A 21,098-nucleotide genomic window follows, 5' to 3' on the forward strand; every position below is an offset into this window, starting at 1 on the left:
GATTACATATCCGATTTGGTTGCATCGTCAACTTCATATACCCTACCATGATCTTGCAATGTAGCGGTATTTGCTCGTTGTATAAAAATATTATCTGTTTCGTCACCGAGGGCTATCTGAGTTTGTGAAATAAAACCAAACATCCAAATCATTCTTTCCGAATTGGTAGGGATTTGATTTTGTGATTTCAGCCGGGCAATTGCTTCCTTAAATACTTCTTTTGTTACTGGATTTGATAAATCATCTAAACGGTTTTCCAAAATGGGTATTGCTCTTTTTTCATCGAGGTCAGCTAATAGTGCAGCCACCAGCCCCAAACTTTTCTTTTTCTCTGGATTATTCAGAAAAGCTAATCCTTCATTTGTTTCCTTCTTAAACCACCAGTATGCATAGCATGCCCTAATAACAAATTCCTCATCTTCATATGAATCCATGAAATAATCAATATAATCTTTTATTTCCTTAACGGATCCACTGTAATCCAATGCCGTCAGGTATATGGCTAACCTCGAAGCTACCGTGTTCATTTCATAGTCCTGATTTTCATCACCCGCGAATTTAAAAGCTTTGTATAATGCAGGACTAGCATCTTTATCATTAAGCATTACGCAAAGCTGGCCAAGAAGATTAAAAATAGTATCGTTTACCATATCATCTTCTTTTATCTTGACAGCACGCTTAAAGCCATTCCTTACTAATTTTAATACGCGTTCTTTTAAACCAGCGACTTCTGCAATTTCAACCAGTCCATAAAAGCTTAACTTGTCAATGTCATCATCAATATCCAGTTTGAATTGATCATCCACTATTTTAAATACGAGCTCTATTGATTTCTGATCATGTAAAGCTGCTATTAAATCATATCGCGCCCGTGAGTCTGTGTAGGGGCAAAGGAAAAAATCTCTCAGTGGTATTATTAATTCAGGTTTTGAGCGCGCTGCTAAAGCAGCTTTCCGGTATAAGTCCTCCATGGACAATTCGATCATTCGATGCGTTGGCTTGAACATTTCCCACTTGAAGGATTTAATTTTAGACTTGAAATCATCATCTCTGGTTTTACGTAGGTTTTCGAGTGCGTAAAAGATTTTAATATAGTCATTACTCGTTACACATTGCTGTATAAGGAGTTTAGTTTCTTCATGCAGTTGTTCAATAATTTTATCTTTCATATGACTACTTCATTTTTGCCTATATTTTGATTTTGCTCTTTTAATCTTTTACGCTTAGATTTATTAAGTGTTATTACTCTCTTTGCAAGAAAGGGCATCATTAAATGAAACTATATTCAAGCTTGATCGATTTATATAGCTTTTGGCTTAATCAAATTGTCAATAGATTAAGTTAGAGACAACCAAAATTTCAATCGGGAAAGAGATTATCAAGAAACACCTTCAATGTATGGATCGAAAAATAAAACCCATCGGCATAATTCATTCATCACTCAAAGACATCAAAGATTGTCCATTGCAAGAAAATGAAAATGCACCCGCAGCTACCTTAGAAATTTTTACTGATTTCAAAGATGGAATTTCAGATATTGAAAAAGGAGATGAGTTAATTGTTTTTTCATGGCTTCATCAAGCTGACAGAACCGTGCTGAAGACAAAACCCCGCAACGAAGAATCTGCTAAATTAACAGGTGTATTTTCAACACGTTCTCCTGCAAGGCCCAATCCCATCGGTATGCACATCGTAAAAGTAGTTGCTGTCGATGATTGCCTTATTCAAGTATCACAACTTGAATTGTTAGATGGCACACCTGTCGTTGATATTAAACCTGTGCTCTAATGGTTTAAACAAAGAAGATTGTGTACAAGTTGAGGACGCTGATCCGATAAAAGCTTATCGTTAAATGGTGTTATATAAAACAAAAAATCAGCGATACTCTCGCTGATTTCTATTTTTATCAAATATGATTACGCGGCTTATGCGCAGTATTACTTATTATCAATCAAACCTCTTCCGCTCTTCTTCAGCGTGCCCGTTTCTTGAAGTGTTTTAGCAATTACATCCAAAATACCATTTACAAACTGGCGGCTTTTCGGTGTACTGTATCCTTTTGCTAATTCTATGTATTCGTTAATAGTAACTTTAACCGGAATACCCGGGAAGGTAATCAATTCGGCAATGGCCATTTCTAATATAACACGGTCAGTTAATGGCAAACGGTCAACTTCCCAATTGCGGGTGTTATCTGCTATCAGCTTGCTCTGCTCTTCTGGCAGATCTGAGGCATAGTTATATAATTTTTCTACAAAGGCTTTGTCATCATTCCAATCCAGCGAAAGCGTCATTAAACCTAATTGATCCGACTTTTGTGGGTCATAGGTCTTGATGGTTTTCTCTACCATGCCTTTTACAATTTCTTTGTCTTCAGCCCAATGCAATACTTCTTCTTCAAAGTAATCGTTGATGATGGTCTTACCCAAAATCAGTTTTTTGAAAATATGGCTTACTACTTTACGCTGCTCTTCAAGGGTAGGCGTTTTTCTGTCGAGCGACTCCAGGTAATTATCATCCGTACGAATAACATCGCGGAACCAGACACGTACGCGATCCATTTTATCGTTCCAATGTCTGTTCAGTTTCAGCGAATCTTTTTTCAATGACTCACTGTTCTGCAAGCCCTTAACCCAAAGGTTATTGAGAAAGCCTGTGTGTGTTAATTTTTTATCCGTTGCGGCTGCCTCAGCAATGGCCACGCCCAGACTTAATACAGAAATATAGTAATCGTAAATACGCTCAGCATCTTGCACCAGATTCTTACGCTGGTTTTCAACATCGCGCTTGGTTTGCTTGGCATAATATTCTAATGCCTCGTTTACAACCTTTTCAATTTTGGGTTCTTCGTGCTCAATTTTGCCGTGCTCAGCTGCAAAGGCCTTCTCAAAAACTTTAAATGCTATCTGGCGCTGTTCTTTCAACAATTCTTTGTTCTGAACTTCCATAGAGTTCAGGTCAGGAGCAAAACGTTGGGTGATAAGGGTTAGACATAGGCCGTGATTGGCCTCTTTGCACTGATGTAGAGCGAAAAGGCTCTGCATGGTTTTAATGCGTAGACTGTGGCGGTTAAGCATGTGGTAAGAACGACTTTAACGAAATAATGGTGCAAAATTAAAAATAAAAACGTCATTTCGGCAGAAGCTTGACAGAGAATTACCTGAGTATTTCTCCCTTCTATCGAAATGACGTTATATAAAGCTGAAAAGCGCTTAACGCGGAATTCGTACTCTTCCTACCTCTTCAATGCGTTTTTCACACAATTTGATGGCCGCCTCCTGACTGCTGATCTTTTCATTTTCAGCTAAATTGAGGATGCTCAAATTAGTTGTATAGATTTTCTCTGCCTGTTCTAAAGCACGTTTGCGGTTATAGTTCCCAAGATGCTCGTTATAAACATTAATCAGGCCACCGGCATTAATTAAAAAGTCAGGTGCATAGGTAATGCTCTTGTCTCCCAACATATAACCATGCTTCAGCTCCTCTTTTAACTGGTTATTGGCAGCACCAGCAACAATGGCACATTTCAGACGAGGAATGGTGTTATCATTTAAGGTAGCACCCAAAGCACAAGGTGCGTAGATGTCCATATCCAGGTCGTAGAGCCCTTCAGCATCTACAACGGCAACACCGAATTTTTCAACCAGTGCTTTTACTTTTTCTTCAGAAATATCGTTGATGGTGACTTTGGCACCTTCTTTTACTAAATGCTCAACCAGGTACATACCTACCTGACCTACACCTTGTACTGTTATTTTTTTACCGGCAAGCGAGTCGCTGCCATAAACTTTTTTCGCAGTTGATTTCATGCCCAAGTATACCCCATAAGCCGTTACCGGTGAAGGATCACCACTACCGCCCATACTTTCAGGCAAACCTGTTACGTGTTTAGTCTCCATGCCGATGTATTCCATATCGGCTGTTTTCATATTCACATCTTCAGCAGTAATGTATTTACCCCCCAAGCTGTTTACGAACTTACCAAAACGTCTCATGAAAGCTTCGGTCTTTTGTGTTTTGGCATCACCAATAATGACGGCTTTACCACCACCTAAGTTCAAGCCGCTGATAGCCGCTTTGAAGGTCATACCACGAGAAAGACGCAATACATCTGTAATCGCTTCTTGCTCACTCGCATAATTCCACATACGTGTACCACCCAATGCAGGGCCTAACACTGTATTGTGGATACCAATGATGGCTTTCAGGCCAGTGGCCTCATCATTACAAAACACCACTTGTTCATGACCCATTTGTGTAAGTGTGCCGAAGATGCCGGCAGCCTCCACCTTTTCAAGTTCTTTAACCTGCATGGAATTTTTGCGTTTGATTTATGTTTAGTTTTACAACCTTTCTAATGCCGAAGCATGTTGAAATTTATGCAAAGTTAGGGTAATTCAAACGTTTGCATGAACATAAAAAACAATATTTCGTTGTAGTGAGGTAGCTCCGAATTTTCTTACCAGAAACAGCCCTTTGGCAGCGTTTTTATGTGGGGAAAGCGGGAAAGGCTGGAAGGCCAAAATTGACTTAAGAATGACTGATAAAGCATGAAAGAACTTAAATATCTCAACAAATATCTCTTCAAGTACAAGTGGCATCTGATCCTGGGCACGGTGTTCGTTATTATTTCTAACGTATTTCAGATTGTTCCTGCGCAATTGGTAAGAAGCGCCCTGGATCTTGTGGTTGAAAATATTCGGGTATACAAATCATTGAATGGTGTTAGTGCACAGAATACTTTCTTCGAAGTGTTTGCACATGGCATACTCATCTATGCAGGCCTGATTGTATTAATGGCTTTGCTGCGTGGTTTGTTCCTTTATTTTGTCAGACAAACACTTATTGTAATGTCGCGATTGGTAGAGTATGATTTAAAGAATGAAATCTACGAGCACTACCAGGCACTACCCTTAAGTTTTTACAGAAGAAACAATACTGGTGACATCATGAACCGCATCAGTGAAGATGTGAGCCGTGTGCGTATGTACCTCGGCCCGGCCATTATGTACGGTTTACAATTGGTAACCTTGTTTGTGATGTTAATTCCGGTAATGTTTAGCATTAGCAGCACACTTACCTGGTATGCCTTAAGCCCCTTACCGCTTTTATCGCTCAGCATTTTTTTAGTTAACAATAAGATCGAACGCAGGTCGGAGCAAATTCAAAAGCACCAATCGAAACTTTCCACCTTTGTGCAAGAAGCCTTCAGTGGTATTCGCGTGTTGAAATCTTTTAATCGAGAAAACGAATCAATTAAAAACTTTACCAAAGAGAGCGATGATTATAAAAATCAATCACTCAAGCTCACTAAAGTGCAATCATTGTTCTATCCACTCATTATGGGCTTAATTGGTTTGAGCACTTTGTTAACGGTTTATGCCGGTAGTGTGGAAGTAATTAAAGGCACACTTACTTTTGGCAATATTGCTGAGTTTATCATCTATGTAAACTTACTTACCTGGCCGGTTACTTCTTTAGGTTGGACTACCAGTTTGGTTCAGCGTGCTGAGGCTTCTCAGAAGCGTATCAATGAATTTTTAAACACCAGCACCAACATTGTTTCAGAGAAGAACATTGAACGTGAGCTCCAAGGGAAAATAGAATTTAAAAAAGTTGGTTTTACCTATCCGGATACTGGTATTAAGGCACTAAAAGATATTTCGTTCACCGTTAACCCTGGCGAAAGTTTAGCCATTATCGGTACTACGGGCTCAGGAAAAAGCACTGTATCAAATCTTATTTCACGTATGTACGATGTGCGTGAAGGAGAAATACGCATTGACGATGTTGCAATACAAGATTACAATTTGACAAGCCTGCGCAGCCAGATTGGTTATGTACCACAAGATGTTTTTCTTTTCAGCGATACCATTCAAAATAATATTGGTTTTGCACTGGATGATGTTAGTGAAGACAGAATTCATCAAGCAGCTAAAGATGCTGATGTATATGACAACATTATGGCTTTCCCTACAGGATTTGCCACGCGTGTAGGTGAACGTGGCATTACCCTTTCTGGCGGACAGAAGCAACGTGTATCTATTGCCCGTGCTATTGTGCGCGAGCCCAAAATATTAATGTTGGATGATGCCCTTAGTGCGGTAGATACAAAAACTGAAAACACAATTCTCAACAGCCTGAAACGCATCATGGTGGGTCGCACGACCATTATCATTTCTCACCGTGTTTCTTCTGCCAAACTAGCCAACAAAATAATTGTGTTGGTTGATGGTAATGTTGTTGAGGAAGGTACACACGAAAGTCTCTTAGAAAAAAACGGTATGTACCGTGATTTGTATGAAAAGCAAAATCAGACGGAAGAAGTGACGGAATAAGTAGTGTCTATTGAATAGGTAGGGTTAGTTGCTAGCTACGAGCTTTGAGACATTTGAGTGGTTGAAGTATATTTTAAACATTCTACAAGACATGTTTATATTAGATTTCAATTATCCGATCGCACCACTCCGCAATCGATTTTCGGTGGGTAACTAACATAGTAATTCTTTTTTGTTTTTCGGAATTCAGTTTGTTGAGGATAAAATTTTCCATTTGTTTGTCCATGGCAGTAGTTGCTTCGTCTAACAACAATAGCTGAGGATTTTGAAACAGCGCACGTACTACAGCGACTAGTTGCCTTTGACCTCCAGACAAGTTGATTCCTTCTTCACCTACAAGACAATTATAGCTTTGCGGTAATTCATTAAAATATTTACCAAATCCATTTGTTTCACAAAAATCAATAGCAGATTTTATCTGGTCCACTTCATCGCTTAAAGTAATGTTATAGATGAGAGACCCATTGAATATTTTTGGTGATTGAGCGACCGAAGCCATTGTCGTTCTCCACAACGAAGTATTTATTAGTTCAAAATCTTCTCCATTTATAAATATATTACCTGACTCGGGTCTATAAAACTTTTGAAGAATCTGGAGTAATGTGCTTTTCCCACGACCACTTTCCCCTAATAGGCATGCTATTTCGCCTCGTTGAAGTATGAATGAAACATTCGAAAGGATTTGCTTTCGTCCTGGGAATCTAAATGAAATTTTTTCAGCTTTGACAGTATGTATTTGAATTTTAGATTTTTCATTAATGGCAGTTGTGTTTTCAGGATCAATGAAGGTAAATTCAAACATTCTATCAAAGGCCACTAGAGCCTCTTGTAATTGTATGTTAGAAACAACTAGTCTGGAAAGAGTTGGAAAAAATATTCCGCTTATACCTAAAAGACCAACGAGTTCACCAACTTTCAATTTATTAGACAACACTAGACTAGACGCCACACCAAATATTGCCAGTATAAATGCAGTTGAAATGATTTCAGAAGAAACCCCGAATCGTATGTTTATGTGTCCGAGCTTTCTGGATCGCTCCTGAAACTGCCCATAAATATTTGCGTTTCTGTTTTCAAAGACTTGCTGACGATTAAACAACTTAATATCCGCCACACCTTGAACTGTATCAACAAAATTACTTTCTGCAAGAGCATACCCAACCATGAAATCTTTTTGAGCAGTAACTATTGGGCTATGGAATAACCATGATATTACTGAGTAGACGAAAATTGCTATGAGGAGCATTACTGTAAAAATCCATGAATAAGTCGAAATAAATATTATGGCAACCAAAATCATTAGTATATCAATCGCAATGCTGCCAGAAACCAGGCTAAGCACTATTTGAATGCGTCTTGTATCATGCATGCGAGCAATGAGATCACCCGTTTTCCGTGTATCAAAAAATGATTTTGGAAGTTGAAGAAGCTTGCCGTAAAACCAATTAATAACACGATTATTAAAATCTACTCCTTGTCTAAGAATTAGCAACCCACGCAAGTATCCTATTCCTGTACGAGCAAATAATAGCAGACATACCGATACTAAGCTAAGTAGGAGTTTTTTTTCATTCTTCTCAGGTAAAATATTATCAATTAGATTTTGTGAAAAAAGAGCTGTTGTCAAGTTCAGGCCTGCAATAATTAAACCCAGGAAAAGTGATACAACTAAGACATGAAAGTCATCTTTAATTAAATCAAGAATCCATTTTCGTTTTTTATTTATTTGACTGACTGATGCTTTAAAATTTCCATTCGGTGTGATGTCTAATAATGCTTTTGTTATCCATATCTTTTCTAATTCTTCTTTAGAAACTTCAACAATGCCTTTAGATGGATCTGTTAAAGTCAACATCTGATTTCCACTTCTGAATTGACCTGGCCAATACACCAAGTAATGTTGAAGTTTATTTTGGAGTGTCACATGTAAAATCGCTGGGTTTTTAATCTCTTTTAAATTAGAAACATGCTCAGCTTCCATTCCTACAGCTTCAAAGCCTATCGTTTCAGCAGCCTGCTTAAGACCAAGTAACGTAGTTCCTTGCTTTGTCGTACCACTAAGCCGTCTTAATTCATCAAAGCTTCCGTTACCTCCATGATACTTGATAATTGATAATAGGCAGGCAATTCCGCAATCTGCTTGATCTTGTTGCAAAACAAAACACCTTGAAATTTTTTTGGTCACTTACAAAAATTTAAAAGTTCCATAGATGTAGCTGCACCTTTAAATTCTTGGATCAAGAAGCCATTTTTGTAAATAAATATATGTGGTATTGAAAGGGATCCAAATGTTTCAAAAACTTTTCGCTCGTCAATTTTTGTAAAATATACACCATACTTTCCAGCTAGTCTATATGTACTAGAAAATTCCTGAATTAAGCTAATCTTTTCAGAAGAAACCCAAACAATATCAATACCCTTAAATGCTTGTAAGGTATCTTGTATACTATAGGCCTGGTGTTGACAATGATCACAAGCAGAGTTAAAAAAAATAAGAATAGTTGGATTATGTTTATTAAACTTATATGATAAGCTATCAAGATCGACTAGTGGTAACTCATGCATTTTAGACATTTGTGACTGAGCCAACTTCTTGTATTGAATTCTTTGATATGTTTTCAATCCTACATAAACGATGCTCGCAGCTAATATCGATAGCCCAATAATAAGAAACAGCCTCCTTTTCATCATTAAAAAATATTAATATAGAATAATTGTAAGAAATCATTAAGAAACACTCACTATTAAGAACATGACCATCAACACCCATAATAATAAACCCGTTCCGTATGTTGTGGCAACGAAAACAAAACTTTTCGCAAATGACTTGTTAAACATTCTCTTAAGTTGAATTGCAAGTATAAGCCAATAAAGCAGCTCGAAAACGTTAAGTAATCGGAGCGGATAAACATACCAGGGCTCTAAAGTTTCCAGATTTGCAAGATTAATAACTGACAGTGGTAAAAAATTCCTTAGATCAACGAGGTCGAAATCTGTTTCAAACAATGAAAACCATACTATTTTTAAAAATATTGGTATTAAAAAAATGAATTCTGCATTTATAGCAATAAGAAAAAATTGCTTGAAATTACTTTCGTATCCATAAAGTAATGCTCCTGTTGTAAAACACATTGCAATTAAGAAGAAATTCTTTGTCAATAAGATTGGGATCAACCCCCAAGCCAACCATTTCCTATTTTTGATAGTTTCTATCAAATCTTCTATTTGATTATATGGCAGTTTTTCGCTTAGATAATTATAAACTAAATCATCCGAAAATAACAACAGATCTGATAGAAAACTTAATAAAAAGTATAAGCCACATATTACTAAAAACGTTTGTAATGTGCTTTGTGAACCATCCTTCATTTCGATGGGACTGGCTGAAGGTTCTTTTGTCGCTATCCAAGGTAATAACGAATAGAATCTCATAAATGGCTTGAGTGACAAAGTTTAATGCTTTTTTTGAACGTCTTGTTACTTAAATTCTATGGAGGAATACTCAAGATTCGCCAGGCTAAAGCTATTTGAGAAGGTAATATTTTTTGGCACAAGAATTCCGTCTATTTTTTGATAACTTTTAAAATCAGTATAGCTAATATATATTTCTTTCCCGACAACTTGATTCACCCTTTTGATTTGAAGCAAGTCTTTTGTTTTGCTATCGAAGGTATACAAGTATTTGTGTACTGGAGTTATTTCTCTTTCGACAACTGTAATGGAGTCGTTTTGCAACTTAAAAGACAAGACATCATTTTCTTTTATTTTTAAAAAATTTAGCTGTGTTCTAACAGCATTTCCCCCATCCTCTTCAGGTATATTTGGAAACTCAAAATTCTGGTAGTTATTATCAATATCACTACACTTCGTTCTACCATCAGAATAGTAATTACAGTTTTGTAGTTTTTTTAATTGTCTAGTGGTAGAATTTAGAATATAATTTATATCAGTCTTCACCTGCATAGATACAAGAGCTATTTCATTTAATTTGTCAGTTGGATCGATATGCTTGTTATAACTGGTTATAAAATCAACTTCACTCTGAGCATATGATGTGATTGAAAGGAGATAAATAGTAATATTTAAAAAAAGTAATTTCATAGCTACAAGCATAAGTGGAACATGAGGGTGTATTGGAAGAACAATCTACTAAGTAAGCATTTTGTATATCTTAACATCCTCATGTTTAAGTAATGACTAAATACCTAGTAGACCTTCCCAGCAGACAGAGTATGCAACACTTGCCAATATTGCAAATTCTACAGAACCAATAGTAGCGCCATTATCAGAAGCAAATGCCATTGCGTACATTTGGCATCCTTGATCAAGTGATGGAATACCACCTTCTATCTTTTCCATTTGTCCGTTTGTTAATGTTTTCATAATGCTTAATTTTTAAATTTATTAACCTAAATATGAATGATGATTCCGACTTTGTCAACTTCAGAATTAATGTTTTATATTTTTTAAACTAAAAATTTTACACATTGAACTGACTACAACATACTAACTCGATTTTGAAGTTAAATCTATTAAACGTTCTTGCAATATTGGCTTGAGGTGGCGGATGCTTTGGATTATATAGCACGTGATACGTTCTTACTTTCTACTTCGACAGATTTACTAGAGGCTCCTTTTATTATTCCATTAGAAGCAAACGCAAACGATACCATTGTAATATTGAAAAGTGCAAGGATCAGTATTGAATCACATGAATTCACTAAAATTCTCAAGCACATCACACAATTCTGTAAATCCTTAAATCCAAAAAATCCTGATACAGACAATTTCAAAAATAAGAGAAGCATTCATTGCTCTATATCCTTGTAAATAGATTGCTTCCTCACCCCAGCGCACATTCAACGCTTCGTTCATCGCAATGACAAGGATTTTTGTTTCGAAGTGTTTTTGAGTTCCCTTCTAGATATTATGAATAACGCTTTATGAGTTACCCACAAGGAACTTTGAGACTATTGTAACAAGTCCTTACCCTTATGCCCATCCACTTTCACAGTTACTCTGAGTGTCTTTTAATAAAACTCAATTTACCCTCTCCTCTGGAGAGAGTAGGGTGAGGCGTCCTACTTTTTAGCTAAGCCTTGATTCCATTCGTACACTTTATCAGCCAGTTCGGTTAAAAGTGCCGGATCTTTCTCTAAAGCGTTGCCAATAACAATGGTATCTGCACCGGCTTCCAAAGCAGCCAATGCTTTATGACTCGTGTTAATTCCTCCTCCCACTAGTAAAGGCGCCTTGATGGCCTTGCGCACGGCTGTAATCATGCGTGGTGAAATGGGATTTTCAGCACCACTGCCTGCATCTAAATACATCAGCTTTAAGCCGAGCATTTCTCCTGCCATGGCCGTGCAAGCCGCTAATGAATATTTATCTTCGGGTAAGGGAATGGTGTTGCTCACATAAGCCACAGATGTAATTCGCCCGGAGTTGATAAGCATGTAGCCAGTAGGCAGCACTTCTAATTTTGTGTTTTTAATAATGGGTGCGGCAATTACGTGTTGCCCGATTAATAACTCCGGATTTCTACCTGAGATCAGTGATAAAAAAAGGATGGCATCTGCCGTAGGTTCTACCTGAATACTGTTGCCCGGAAATAATACCACAGGTATAGTAACACTCTTCTTTATTTGTCTGACAACCTCCGCTAGATTATTGGTGGTAATCAAACTGCCGCCCACGAAAAAATAGTCAACAAGATTTTCAGTAGCCAGGTTAATCAGGTGCTGCAATTTAGCACCATCATCGATCTTATCAGGATCGATGAGTACAGCAATGGATTTACGTCCTGCTTGTTGTTTCTCTATAAATGAATCAAAGATTGTTGGCATCTTTAGCTTTTTCTTCTTCCCTTTTCTCCATGTACTCGCCTATCTTCTCTTTGGCCAATGAAAGCAGAAATGCTGAAGCTTGTGTGGCCAACACAACACCCAGTTTGTTAATGATGCCCGTAAAAGGTGAGGACCTTACCACTACTTCTTCATGGTCATCCTCTTCATTTGTAGTAGCGCGGATGAACTTTACTTTCTTTTTCTTTTTGGAGCCACCATCATTAGAAAGTAATTTATAAATGAGGTAAGTGGCAGCCAATGCACCGCCTACAATGAGTGCTGTTTTAACAACTTTCTCTGTTTTTTCCGAAATTATTTTTACATCACCATGAAGGGCATCCTTTTGTCGTTGTGCTTTGCGCAGCAATTGTGCCTTAGGATCGTCTGACTCCAGCAATTCCATACTATTTTTTAATTTTTTCCATTAATTTTTTCTCCATGGTTTCGCTCAGGCTCTTGCGCATCATTAGTACCAATACTGCAATTAAAAAGTAGAAACCAGACACAATTAAAAAGCCCTCAAAGAAACCCAAGTGCTCTCCAATGAGTAATGCAATAGACACACTGAAAAACAAAACGAATAAAGAGAGTGAGGCGATGACAATAACCAATACACTAACCTTGGCCAGCGATTTCGCTATTTCTTCTTTGATCTCAAGTTTCATCAACTCAATACGGGTCTCCACGTAGCCCGTAAGGTTCCCCACAAAGCCATCAAGCTTTAATAGTTTTAAGATTGATTCCTTCCACATTAGTGCAAGATATGAAAAAGTGACCTGATATTTTGAAGGACTTAAGGATGAGATTTTAAAAAAATCAGGCGTTTTGAAGCCATTGCTCAATAACTTCCGGGTAGTGTTTGTGTTCAAGCACTTGTACCTTGGTGGCAATGGTATCTGCGCTATCTGTTAACTCAACATTACAGCTAGCCTGGAACAAATGTTTGCCATCGTCAAATTTTTCATTGACCAGATGTATGGTAATGCCTGTTTCGTGGTCTCCGGCTTTCTGTACTGCCTCATGCACATGGCGTCCATACATACCTTTTCCACCATACTTCGGCAATAAAGCCGGGTGGATGTTAATTATTCTATTGGGAAAGCGTTGAATAAGGAAGGCCGGTACAAGCCATAGAAAGCCCGCAAGTACTATATGCGTGATCTCATTGTCAATTAATAACTTCTCAACACGCTCACCCGCTTTAAATTCGTCTTTGGTAAAATGAACAGCCTCAATATTCAACTTCTGCGCCTTTTCCAAAACAGCTGCTTTCTCATTGTTACTTAGAACAAGGACTACTTCAATTGTTTCATGATTTAAAAAATGCCGACAAATACGTTCAGCATTACTCCCGCTACCTGATGCAAAAATTGCCAGTCTGAATTTTTTCATGTGCACTACACTCACAATAATGACATACTGAGAATACCTAAGAGCATAATCACTTTGCAAAAAGTACTAAGCCATTCAAATTCTTTTACTGTATCGGCACGGTAAAGTCGCAACACCATCCACACCAGCGGTGCAAACAGAAAAAATACAAAATATACACTTGGCAGTACTGTAAATAATAAATCAAGTACTAAAACGGTCATGCAGAAAATGAAAACAACAGCATATAAAAACTGCTTTGTTTTTCTAAAACCCCAAACAATGGGCAGGGTCTTACAGCCAAAGGTGCTATCACCCTTCAGGTCTTCCATATCTTTTATGATTTCGCGTACCAATGTCATAAAAAATGCAAAGCATGAATAAATAATGATCAGGGTATCATCACCCCGATAAAGAAGTGCCACAATATAAATTGAGGTTCCTGTTAGTAAGGCTATAGAGAAGTTTCCAACAAAAGGTAATCTTTTCAAATTGTTAGAGTACCACCATAACAAGAAGGCCGATAAAAAATTAATCAGCGCAATTTGCCAACCTAGAAAATAGCCCAATACAATTCCGATAAAGGAAAACAGGGTATGAAACAGAATAGCAAATCTTCTTGGAATGCCTTTGCCAATAACAACGCGCTCCGGTTTATTGATGTAATCGATTTTTATATCGTAATAATCATTAATGATATAGCCGGCCGCAGCGATTAAAACAGTTGATGATGTAAGTATTAAAAGACGGAGGTCTGTTAGTGTGCTTGTGTCCACTAAAAAATACGCAGTAAAATACTGCGCTAAGCCAATTATCAAAAGATTAGTAAATCGTGTCAGTCGCAAGAGCGATTGAAAGAAGGATGCCATCCGTCAAAGATAGCACCCTGCTTTCTAACCACATAACCCAATTTTGAACATAATTGGGTCTCAATAACCTTTTACGGGATAAATTTTTACAGTTTAATGCTTAGCATGGCTAAAAAGTTGGTTCCAACCTGCGGATAAAAGTAGTTCTCGCGAAAGGTTTGCCCTCCACCAAAATAACCATAGGTATAGCCGTTAGATTCGTATTCCTCGTTCAGGATATTGTTGATCAGTAAACTGAAACCGATCTCCTTTACAAAAGCAGGTCGCCATGTATAGATAAGGCGAACATCGTTTACCAGAAAAGCATCAATACTGCGTTGCTCATTGCTGGTGTTGTCAAGATATTGCTTACCCACATATTTGGTCAGTAGTGAGACCTCTACATCAGTAAACGGTGTATACGTAAAAACTGAACCCGCTATGACGTTTGGTGAAAAAGATATATCCGTATCGCTGTAGGTGTTTACTATCTCAATGTATTCATCGTAGTTTACACCGTAATCGTATAACACTTCATTGAAATCCAGAATTTTGTTCTGGCTAAAAGTTGTGTTGGCATTCCACCTGAATTTATTACTCAGCTGATAACCAAATTCTAACTCAATACCTGTTCTGTAACTTCTGTCTACATTAGTGCGGATTCCAGCACCCACATCGTTAAGCGCACCAGTTAATACTAATTGATCTCTGTAGTGCATGTAGTAATAATTAACATTCAGCATCAGTTTATCATTGGCGTAGCGATAACCCAATTCGATGTTCTTTAAATTTTCGTGTTTAGGTGTAGCGCCTAAATTATCTACAAAATCGTTGCGCACAGGTTCCTTGTTTGCTATGGCTAATGAGGCATATACTTCTTCCCTATCACGCAGTGAAATTTGGAATCCGGCTTTTGGATTAAAGAAGTTGAAATCTTCATCGACTACAAAATCAAACTGATCATTTTCCTTACCACTGGTTTTGTAGCTTACACCTCGGTATTGCAAATCTATATAGGCATTTACTTTCTCAGTTAACTGATAATTCGCTTTAACAAAAGAGTTAAAATCATGCTTGTCACCCACATTAAAGTAGTACCTATACCCGGCAGGAACATTAGGCACAGCTGATGAAAGAATTTCTCCGAAGTGATCACCCACGTAACGATTCCAGGCACCGCCCCATACAAGGCTTAACCTGTCTACATCGTAGCTTAGTGAGTACGTTGCGCCATAAAAATGATTGTCTAACCAACGTCTGCGGATGATGTCGGATGATTCCACAGGGTTTCCATTGACAATGGCCGGACTTAAACCATAATCGGTAAAATCTTCGTCATAGCGGTACTCTTCATAAAAGCCTTTTCCCCTTGTATAGTGAAAAGAAATATTTCCGGTTAATGCAGCTGACAATTGTTGTGACACGTGCAATTGATGATGGTATTGGGAGTAATCATCAACTTGATTCTCGTACGTGTAGGGGTTGAAAGTCCGGCTATTGGAGCTGAAGAGGTTGTCGCGTTGTTCAGCATTCCATCCTTCATTACTCACGGTTGTTTCCATCGCATCCGCATCATTATTCAAACGCGACTCCGGCACACCATACCAGCTTTGGTATGTTCTTTCATTACCACCAAAAGCCAAGGCTCTAACAATGGTTTTATCAGCATAGAAAGCGCCTGAGAAATAGTACGATTTTAAATCTGAACTGGCACGGTCAATAAATCCGTCTGAAACAATTTGCGACAGGCGACCATCAAAAGAAAATTTATTGTTGAGTAAGCCCGTGCCAAAACCCAGTGTATGTCTGCGGGTACCAAATGAACCAAATGAATTCAGCAGTTCTGCATGCGCAGCTTCCTGTTTGCCATTAGTCTCTAAATTAATAGAGGCACCAAAAGCACTGCCTCCATTGGTCGAAGTGCCTACACCACGTTGTATCTGCACGCTTTGTGTTGAAGAAGCAATGTCGGGTAAATTTACCCAAAAAGTTCCCTGCGATTCGCTGTCGTTATACGGGATACCATTGATGGTTACATTGATGCGTGTTCCATCGCTTCCACGGATGCGAACACCTGTGTAACCCACACCTGCTCCTGCATCGGAAGTAGTGACCAATGAAGGAGTCCAGTTCAAAACAAAGGGGATGTCTTGTCCGAAGTTTTGTTTTTCAAGGCTACGCTTGTCGATGTTGGTGAAGGTAGTCGGGGAATTTTCATCCGCGCGGGTTGACCGAATGACCACTTCATCGGTAAGTACAAAACTTTCTTTGAGATCAAATACTTCGGTACTGCCATTTTTGTAATCAACCTGTCTGGTAAGATCTTCGTATCCAAGAAACTTAACAATAAAGGTATGCTGTCCTTCCGGCAGTTTGTCTACCCAGAAATAACCTTGTTCATTGGTTACAAAATAGCGTTTGCTGTCTTGCAGCTGAATGGTTGCTCCAATCAGTACTTGCTTGGTTTTTGCATCGCGCACAAGGCCGCGAAAACTTTGCGCATAAGCGCTGGTGGTGAGCACTAACAGTAAGGCTGCCACTTTTAACATGTTTAACATTGTTTAAAATAATTTAACGTGATGCATATGAGTACATCGGGGAATGCACTCTTGCTTACGTTTATCCGATGGCCATCGGAATTGCCTATCCCTTCGTCCGCATTACCGGCATCAGGTTCGTTGGGTATAATCTCAGCCCGAAATATTAAAGGCACCCCTTGTGCTGACTCTCGCCAGCACAGGGCAAAGTTATACATAGAAAATCTACAATTGCAAATCAATGTTGTTTAGTTAATCTTTTTTATAGCCTCACCTCCAATCCTCTCCAAAGGAGAGGATGAATATGGAAGATTAACTAAACAACATCGAAGTACAAATCATTTTCTAAACTACTCAGTAACAAGGCATAAACCTGTATCTTCGCAGCATGCTTTCAGTCCAGGATTTCCTTATTCAGCGCAAAAAACTTCCAGTACTGGATGTGCGCTCTGAGAGTGAATTTGCTAAGGGGCATGTGCCTGGCGCTATTAATATACCCATCCTCAATGATGAAGAAAGGAAAATTGTTGGCACACTATACAAGCAACAAGGGCCTAAGGAAGCCATTAAAGAGGGCATTAAACTGGTTGGACCAAGGCTCCATGATATCATTGAACAAGCTGAAATAGCTTCTGCCGGGCAGGAGGTACTGGTGCATTGCTGGCGCGGTGGCATGCGTTCCAATAATTTCTGCTGGCTGGTAAGCAGATTGGGTATTAATGCCAAACCGTTACAAGGTGGCTATAAAGCTTACCGTGCTGAAGTGCTCAAATCTTTCGAGCACGCTTTTAGATTTCTGGTTGTTTCTGGCAGTACTGGTAGCGGTAAAACAGACATACTGCAGGCATTGAAAAACCAGGGCGAGCAAATCATCTGTCTGGAAACACTGGCCAACCATAAAGGCTCTGCTTTTGGTGGATTGGGCTTAGGTGAACAACCCAGCACTGAACAATTCGAAAACAATCTTTACGAGGAGATTATAAAACTTGATCTCAACAAAAGAATCTGGATTGAGGACGAGTCTATTGCAATCGGTAAAATATTTTTGCCACAACCTTTATGGAGAAAACTAAGAAGTAGTCCGTTGGTAAAAATAAATGTGCCTGCTGAAGTTCGCGTTAAACGTTTGGTTGCTGATTATGGCAATGTTAGTACAACCGATTTACTTGAAGCCACACAAAAAATTACCACAAAGCTAGGTGGACAGCATTTTAAAGCGGCCAAAGAAAGTCTTTTACAAAATGATTTAAGCACAACGGCTTCTATATTGCTTACGTATTACGATAAAGCCTACGACAAGGCAATTATAAACCGGCAGAATCAAATATTGGCACAGCTTGATTTTGACTGGCAAAATCCTGAAGCTTTTGTCAAAGATAAATTATGTTCTATTCCTTAAGTAAAGTCAATGTCTGCTGAAAATATTAAACTAACTCAATACTCGCACGGTTCTGGTTGTGGTTGTAAAATTGCCCCGGCTGTACTGGACAAAATCCTGCATACTTCTTTTCCTAAAACTGCTTTCTCTTCATTATTGGTTGGCAATGAAAGCAAGGATGATGCCGCGGTAATGGATTTAGGTAATGGCAATTGTTTAATCAGCACAACAGATTTCTTCATGCCAATTGTTGATGATGCATTTACTTTTGGTGCTATCGCCTCTGTCAATGCCATCAGCGATGTATATGCCATGGGGGGAAAGCCTATAATGGCATTGGCCATATTAGGTTGGCCGGTAGAAAAATTATCAGCAGAACTGGCTCAACAAGTGCTTGATGGTAGCCGCAGCATTTGTGCCAAAGCTGGCATACCGTTGGCGGGTGGACATAGCATTGATAGTCCCGAACCCATTTTTGGTTTAGCCGTTAGCGGGCTCGTTGAAAAAAACAACCTGAAAAAAAATAATACAGCTAAAGCGGGAGACTTATTGTACCTGACCAAACCACTTGGGGTGGGTATGATCAGCACTGCGCATAAGCGTGGGCTTGCCTTAGCGGCTGATTTCGATGAGGCCGTGCAAAGCATGTTAGAGCTTAATATGATGGGCGAAGTTTTCGGCAAGCAGGGCTACATTCATGCCATGACTGACATTACCGGTTTTGGTTTGCTCGGGCACTTAGTGGAAGTATGTGAAGGCAGTGGCCTCAGTGCAGAGGTTAATTATGCCAACATACCCTTGCTTAAAAACATTTCTCATTATGCCAGCAATATGATTTATCCGGATAATACTATGCGCAACTGGAGCAGCTATCAGGATAAAATTGAGGGCATTGGATCTGAATCATTTTTAACACTTTCCGATCCACAAACCAGTGGAGGTTTATTGGTTTGTGTTGAACCTGAAGCACAGCACGCATTTGAAAGACTTTGCCTGGACCACAACCTTGTGCTTAAGCCTTTTGGCAGGATGCGTAATATTGAAACAAAAACTATAAAAATTACACATTGAAATATTGGCTGACCACCATAGTAAGTTTAGGCATTCTTGTTGTTGTACTCCTGCCTGGATCGTCTATACCTAATCCCAAAATTGTTGGGCTCGATAAAATTGTACATTTCACTATGTTCTTTACCTGGATGGTGGCTGTACGCTATGATTTTTCATTTTTGAAAAAATGGCTTCTTTTATTAGTAGGATTATTCTTCGGTATACTTACAGAACTTTTTCAATTATTTGTAGAAGCCCGCAGCTTTGAGGTATATGATTTACTGGCTGATAGCGCAGGCGTGATCACAGGTTTACTCTTGTCGCCACATCTTTTATCATTAATCAAGAAATAATTTCAATCCAGTCTTCTATATTCACGGCACTAAGCAAGCTATGGAACTAAAACGCGGTAACTTCTGGGCACTATTGCCTTTGCTAATTTTCATCATTGTCTACTTTATAACGTCATTAATTCTTAATGATTTTTATAAGATGCCTATGCTGGTAGCCTTTATGGTAGCCGCACTTTCTGGTTTTTTGCTTTTTCCTTCCTTAAATTTTCACAGAAAAATTGATGAATTCTCCAAAGGTGCTGGCGATTCAGGGATCATGCTGATGATACTGATTTTCTTGCTGGCAGGCGCCTTTGCAGGTTTGGGTAAAAGTATTGGCGCTGTTCAATCCACAGTTAACTTCGCCCTATCGTATACCTCACCCAGTTTATTAATAGCCGGGCTCTTTCTTACCGCTTGTTTTATTTCTATTTCACTAGGTACTTCAGTAGGTACCGTTGTAGCATTGGCGCCCATTGCAGTAGGCGTTAGCGAAAGTGTGCCCGGTACTTTGGGTATTGCCTTGGCAGCCGTTGTGGGTGGCAGTATGTTTGGTGACAATCTCTCGATGATTTCCGATACAACAATAGCCGCAACACGTACTCAAAAAGTGGAGATGCGCGATAAGTTCAAGATAAACTTCTGGATTGCCTTACCTCCGGCATTAATCACATTTTTTCTTTACATCATCCTTACACCCATCAACAACGGAATGAATATGGGTATGTCTTCTGAATATTCATTAATCAAGATAGCACCCTACTTATTCATCTTAATTGCTGCGCTTACAGGATTGCACGTTATCTGGGTCTTGGTATTGGGTATTGTATTAACATTTATCGTTGGTCTTGGCACACAAAGCACCGATCTTTGGTCAGGATTACAAGCCATGAATGATGGCATGGCTTCGATGTTTGAATTGAGTTTGATTTGTATAATTATTGGCGGCATTGTTGGACTGATTAAATATTTTGGCGGAATCGACTATATACTCTATCAAGTTTCCCGCTTGATTAAAAGCAGCCGTGGTGCAGAATTGGGTATTGCTTCTTTAACTGTGCTGGTAAATGCAGCGCTGGCTAATAATACCATCACGATACTTATTGTCGGTCCTTTGGCTAAAGATATCGCAGATAAGAATAATGTAGATCCGAAAAGAAGTGCCAGTATACTCGATACTATGTCCTGCTTTGTACAAGGCTTTCTGCCTTATGGCGCACAAATTCTAGCTGCCCTTGCAGCAGCTTCAGTAGCCTTATCGCCATTTGAAATACTGAAGCACTTATACTATCCGTACTTATTGGGTATTAGTACGCTGATTTTTATTCTATTGAGAAAGCGAAAAGTTCTGGCTTGATTATACACATTGTAAATTTCTAACTGCAAGAACGCAGAGGT

Annotated in this window: 20 protein-coding genes and 1 riboswitch; of the genes, 6 read left to right on the top strand and 14 right to left on the bottom strand. The window is 38.7% G+C overall.

The genetic code is table 11. The annotated features are described in order from the left end of the window. Window positions 1–2: 2 nt before the first annotated feature. Window positions 3–1,169, bottom strand: a complete 1,167-nt coding sequence (locus tag ACO1XM_RS09870) for a hypothetical protein (RefSeq protein ID WP_486228392.1) — start codon at window positions 1,167–1,169, stop codon at window positions 3–5. 229 nt (window positions 1,170–1,398) lie between these two features. On the opposite strand from ACO1XM_RS09870, the gene tsaA reads away from it, so the two are divergent. Then, window positions 1,399–1,788, top strand: coding sequence for a tRNA (N6-threonylcarbamoyladenosine(37)-N6)-methyltransferase TrmO (gene tsaA / locus ACO1XM_RS09875; RefSeq protein ID WP_486228394.1), 390 nt, complete (start codon window positions 1,399–1,401; stop codon window positions 1,786–1,788). 149 nt (window positions 1,789–1,937) lie between these two features. Here tsaA and nusB read toward each other — a convergent pair whose 3' ends face one another. Together nusB and ACO1XM_RS09885 are read right to left on the bottom strand one after the other, a co-directional pair. After that, window positions 1,938–2,948, bottom strand: coding sequence for a transcription antitermination factor NusB (nusB, locus tag ACO1XM_RS09880; protein WP_486228396.1), 1,011 nt, complete (start codon window positions 2,946–2,948; stop codon window positions 1,938–1,940). Between the two features lie 264 nt (window positions 2,949–3,212). Continuing rightward, window positions 3,213–4,313: a Glu/Leu/Phe/Val family dehydrogenase gene (locus ACO1XM_RS09885; RefSeq protein ID WP_486228398.1), complete on the bottom strand. Its 1,101-nt coding sequence runs from the start codon at window positions 4,311–4,313 to the stop codon at window positions 3,213–3,215. A 237-nt stretch (window positions 4,314–4,550) separates the two neighbouring features. Between ACO1XM_RS09885 and ACO1XM_RS09890 the strand changes: the two genes are divergently transcribed. Continuing rightward, the gene (locus ACO1XM_RS09890; protein WP_486228400.1) at window positions 4,551–6,338 is read left to right on the top strand and encodes an ABC transporter ATP-binding protein; all 1,788 of its coding nucleotides are present in this window, start codon (window positions 4,551–4,553) and stop codon (window positions 6,336–6,338) included. Between the two features lie 100 nt (window positions 6,339–6,438). Here ACO1XM_RS09890 and ACO1XM_RS09895 read toward each other — a convergent pair whose 3' ends face one another. The 11 genes from ACO1XM_RS09895 to ACO1XM_RS09945 form a co-directional block, all read right to left on the bottom strand. Further along, window positions 6,439–8,523, bottom strand: a complete 2,085-nt coding sequence (locus tag ACO1XM_RS09895; protein ID WP_486228402.1) for a peptidase domain-containing ABC transporter — start codon at window positions 8,521–8,523, stop codon at window positions 6,439–6,441. After that, window positions 8,520–9,029 carry a peroxiredoxin family protein gene (locus ACO1XM_RS09900; protein WP_486228404.1) on the bottom strand — a complete coding sequence of 170 codons (510 nt, stop codon included), beginning with the start codon at window positions 9,027–9,029 and terminating at the stop codon, window positions 8,520–8,522. The genes ACO1XM_RS09895 and ACO1XM_RS09900 overlap by 4 nt, the downstream gene beginning before the upstream one ends. Before the next feature lie 36 nt (window positions 9,030–9,065). After that, window positions 9,066–9,770, bottom strand: coding sequence for a hypothetical protein (locus tag ACO1XM_RS09905; protein WP_486228406.1), 705 nt, complete (start codon window positions 9,768–9,770; stop codon window positions 9,066–9,068). A 45-nt stretch (window positions 9,771–9,815) separates the two neighbouring features. Next, complete coding sequence (locus ACO1XM_RS09910; RefSeq protein WP_486228408.1) at window positions 9,816–10,439, bottom strand: hypothetical protein; 624 nt, start codon at window positions 10,437–10,439, stop codon at window positions 9,816–9,818. A 96-nt stretch (window positions 10,440–10,535) separates the two neighbouring features. Beyond that, window positions 10,536–10,721 (bottom strand): hypothetical protein, encoded by a 186-nt coding sequence (locus ACO1XM_RS09915; RefSeq protein ID WP_486228410.1) that lies wholly within the window; start codon window positions 10,719–10,721, stop codon window positions 10,536–10,538. A gap of 698 nt (window positions 10,722–11,419) precedes the next feature. Next, window positions 11,420–12,184 (bottom strand): phosphoglycerol geranylgeranyltransferase, encoded by a 765-nt coding sequence (locus tag ACO1XM_RS09920; RefSeq protein WP_486228412.1) that lies wholly within the window; start codon window positions 12,182–12,184, stop codon window positions 11,420–11,422. Beyond that, entirely contained in the window at window positions 12,168–12,587 is a 420-nt protein-coding gene (locus tag ACO1XM_RS09925; protein WP_486228414.1) for a hypothetical protein, read from the bottom strand. The genes ACO1XM_RS09920 and ACO1XM_RS09925 overlap by 17 nt, the downstream gene beginning before the upstream one ends. A 1-nt stretch (window position 12,588) precedes the next feature. Next, the gene (locus tag ACO1XM_RS09930; RefSeq protein WP_486228416.1) at window positions 12,589–12,936 is read right to left on the bottom strand and encodes a phage holin family protein; all 348 of its coding nucleotides are present in this window, start codon (window positions 12,934–12,936) and stop codon (window positions 12,589–12,591) included. Between the two features lie 64 nt (window positions 12,937–13,000). Further along, the gene (gene purN, locus ACO1XM_RS09935) at window positions 13,001–13,576 is read right to left on the bottom strand and encodes a phosphoribosylglycinamide formyltransferase (RefSeq protein ID WP_486228418.1); all 576 of its coding nucleotides are present in this window, start codon (window positions 13,574–13,576) and stop codon (window positions 13,001–13,003) included. A gap of 11 nt (window positions 13,577–13,587) precedes the next feature. Next, window positions 13,588–14,424 carry a geranylgeranylglycerol-phosphate geranylgeranyltransferase gene (locus ACO1XM_RS09940; RefSeq protein WP_486228420.1) on the bottom strand — a complete coding sequence of 279 codons (837 nt, stop codon included), beginning with the start codon at window positions 14,422–14,424 and terminating at the stop codon, window positions 13,588–13,590. Window positions 14,425–14,510: 86 nt separating this feature from the next. Next, on the bottom strand, window positions 14,511–16,952 hold the full coding sequence (locus ACO1XM_RS09945) for a TonB-dependent receptor (protein ID WP_486228422.1): 2,442 nt from the start codon (window positions 16,950–16,952) through the stop codon (window positions 14,511–14,513). 80 nt (window positions 16,953–17,032) lie between these two features. Beyond that, window positions 17,033–17,130: riboswitch (TPP riboswitch) on the bottom strand. 198 nt (window positions 17,131–17,328) lie between these two features. Between ACO1XM_RS09945 and mnmH the strand changes: the two genes are divergently transcribed. From mnmH to ACO1XM_RS09965, 4 genes are read left to right on the top strand one after another with little or no spacing between them, the layout of a single operon-like run. Continuing rightward, the gene (gene mnmH / locus ACO1XM_RS09950) at window positions 17,329–18,339 is read left to right on the top strand and encodes a tRNA 2-selenouridine(34) synthase MnmH (protein ID WP_486228424.1); all 1,011 of its coding nucleotides are present in this window, start codon (window positions 17,329–17,331) and stop codon (window positions 18,337–18,339) included. Between the two features lie 9 nt (window positions 18,340–18,348). Beyond that, window positions 18,349–19,389, top strand: a complete 1,041-nt coding sequence (gene selD, locus ACO1XM_RS09955) for a selenide, water dikinase SelD (RefSeq protein WP_486228426.1) — start codon at window positions 18,349–18,351, stop codon at window positions 19,387–19,389. After that, entirely contained in the window at window positions 19,386–19,721 is a 336-nt protein-coding gene (locus ACO1XM_RS09960; RefSeq protein WP_486228428.1) for a VanZ family protein, read from the top strand. Before selD ends, ACO1XM_RS09960 begins: the two co-directional genes overlap by 4 nt. Before the next feature lie 40 nt (window positions 19,722–19,761). After that, window positions 19,762–21,057, top strand: a complete 1,296-nt coding sequence (locus ACO1XM_RS09965; protein WP_486228430.1) for a Na+/H+ antiporter NhaC family protein — start codon at window positions 19,762–19,764, stop codon at window positions 21,055–21,057. Window positions 21,058–21,098: the final 41 nt, after the last annotated feature.

This window comes from Chryseotalea sp. (genome assembly GCF_057350905.1).

Excerpts from the sequence above, each read along its gene's own strand:
- ACO1XM_RS09930 (WP_486228416.1), bottom strand. The coding sequence starts at position 12,936 with ATGTGGAAGGAATCAATCTTAAAACTATTAAAGCTTGATGGCTTTGTG.
- ACO1XM_RS09965 (WP_486228430.1), top strand. The coding sequence starts at position 19,762 with ATGGAACTAAAACGCGGTAACTTCTGGGCACTATTGCCTTTGCTAATT.
- selD (WP_486228426.1), top strand. The coding sequence starts at position 18,349 with ATGTCTGCTGAAAATATTAAACTAACTCAATACTCGCACGGTTCTGGT.
- ACO1XM_RS09900 (WP_486228404.1), bottom strand. The coding sequence starts at position 9,029 with ATGATGAAAAGGAGGCTGTTTCTTATTATTGGGCTATCGATATTAGCT.
- mnmH (WP_486228424.1), top strand. The coding sequence starts at position 17,329 with ATGCTTTCAGTCCAGGATTTCCTTATTCAGCGCAAAAAACTTCCAGTA.
- ACO1XM_RS09910 (WP_486228408.1), bottom strand. The coding sequence starts at position 10,439 with ATGAAATTACTTTTTTTAAATATTACTATTTATCTCCTTTCAATCACA.
- ACO1XM_RS09915 (WP_486228410.1), bottom strand. The coding sequence starts at position 10,721 with ATGAAAACATTAACAAACGGACAAATGGAAAAGATAGAAGGTGGTATT.
- ACO1XM_RS09945 (WP_486228422.1), bottom strand. The coding sequence starts at position 16,952 with ATGTTAAAAGTGGCAGCCTTACTGTTAGTGCTCACCACCAGCGCTTAT.
- ACO1XM_RS09925 (WP_486228414.1), bottom strand. The coding sequence starts at position 12,587 with ATGGAATTGCTGGAGTCAGACGATCCTAAGGCACAATTGCTGCGCAAA.
- ACO1XM_RS09885 (WP_486228398.1), bottom strand. The coding sequence starts at position 4,313 with ATGCAGGTTAAAGAACTTGAAAAGGTGGAGGCTGCCGGCATCTTCGGC.
- ACO1XM_RS09940 (WP_486228420.1), bottom strand. The coding sequence starts at position 14,424 with ATGGCATCCTTCTTTCAATCGCTCTTGCGACTGACACGATTTACTAAT.
- tsaA (WP_486228394.1), top strand. The coding sequence starts at position 1,399 with ATGGATCGAAAAATAAAACCCATCGGCATAATTCATTCATCACTCAAA.
- nusB (WP_486228396.1), bottom strand. The coding sequence starts at position 2,948 with ATGGAAGTTCAGAACAAAGAATTGTTGAAAGAACAGCGCCAGATAGCA.
- ACO1XM_RS09905 (WP_486228406.1), bottom strand. The coding sequence starts at position 9,770 with ATGAGATTCTATTCGTTATTACCTTGGATAGCGACAAAAGAACCTTCA.
- purN (WP_486228418.1), bottom strand. The coding sequence starts at position 13,576 with ATGAAAAAATTCAGACTGGCAATTTTTGCATCAGGTAGCGGGAGTAAT.
- ACO1XM_RS09870 (WP_486228392.1), bottom strand. The coding sequence starts at position 1,169 with ATGAAAGATAAAATTATTGAACAACTGCATGAAGAAACTAAACTCCTT.
- ACO1XM_RS09890 (WP_486228400.1), top strand. The coding sequence starts at position 4,551 with ATGAAAGAACTTAAATATCTCAACAAATATCTCTTCAAGTACAAGTGG.
- ACO1XM_RS09920 (WP_486228412.1), bottom strand. The coding sequence starts at position 12,184 with ATGCCAACAATCTTTGATTCATTTATAGAGAAACAACAAGCAGGACGT.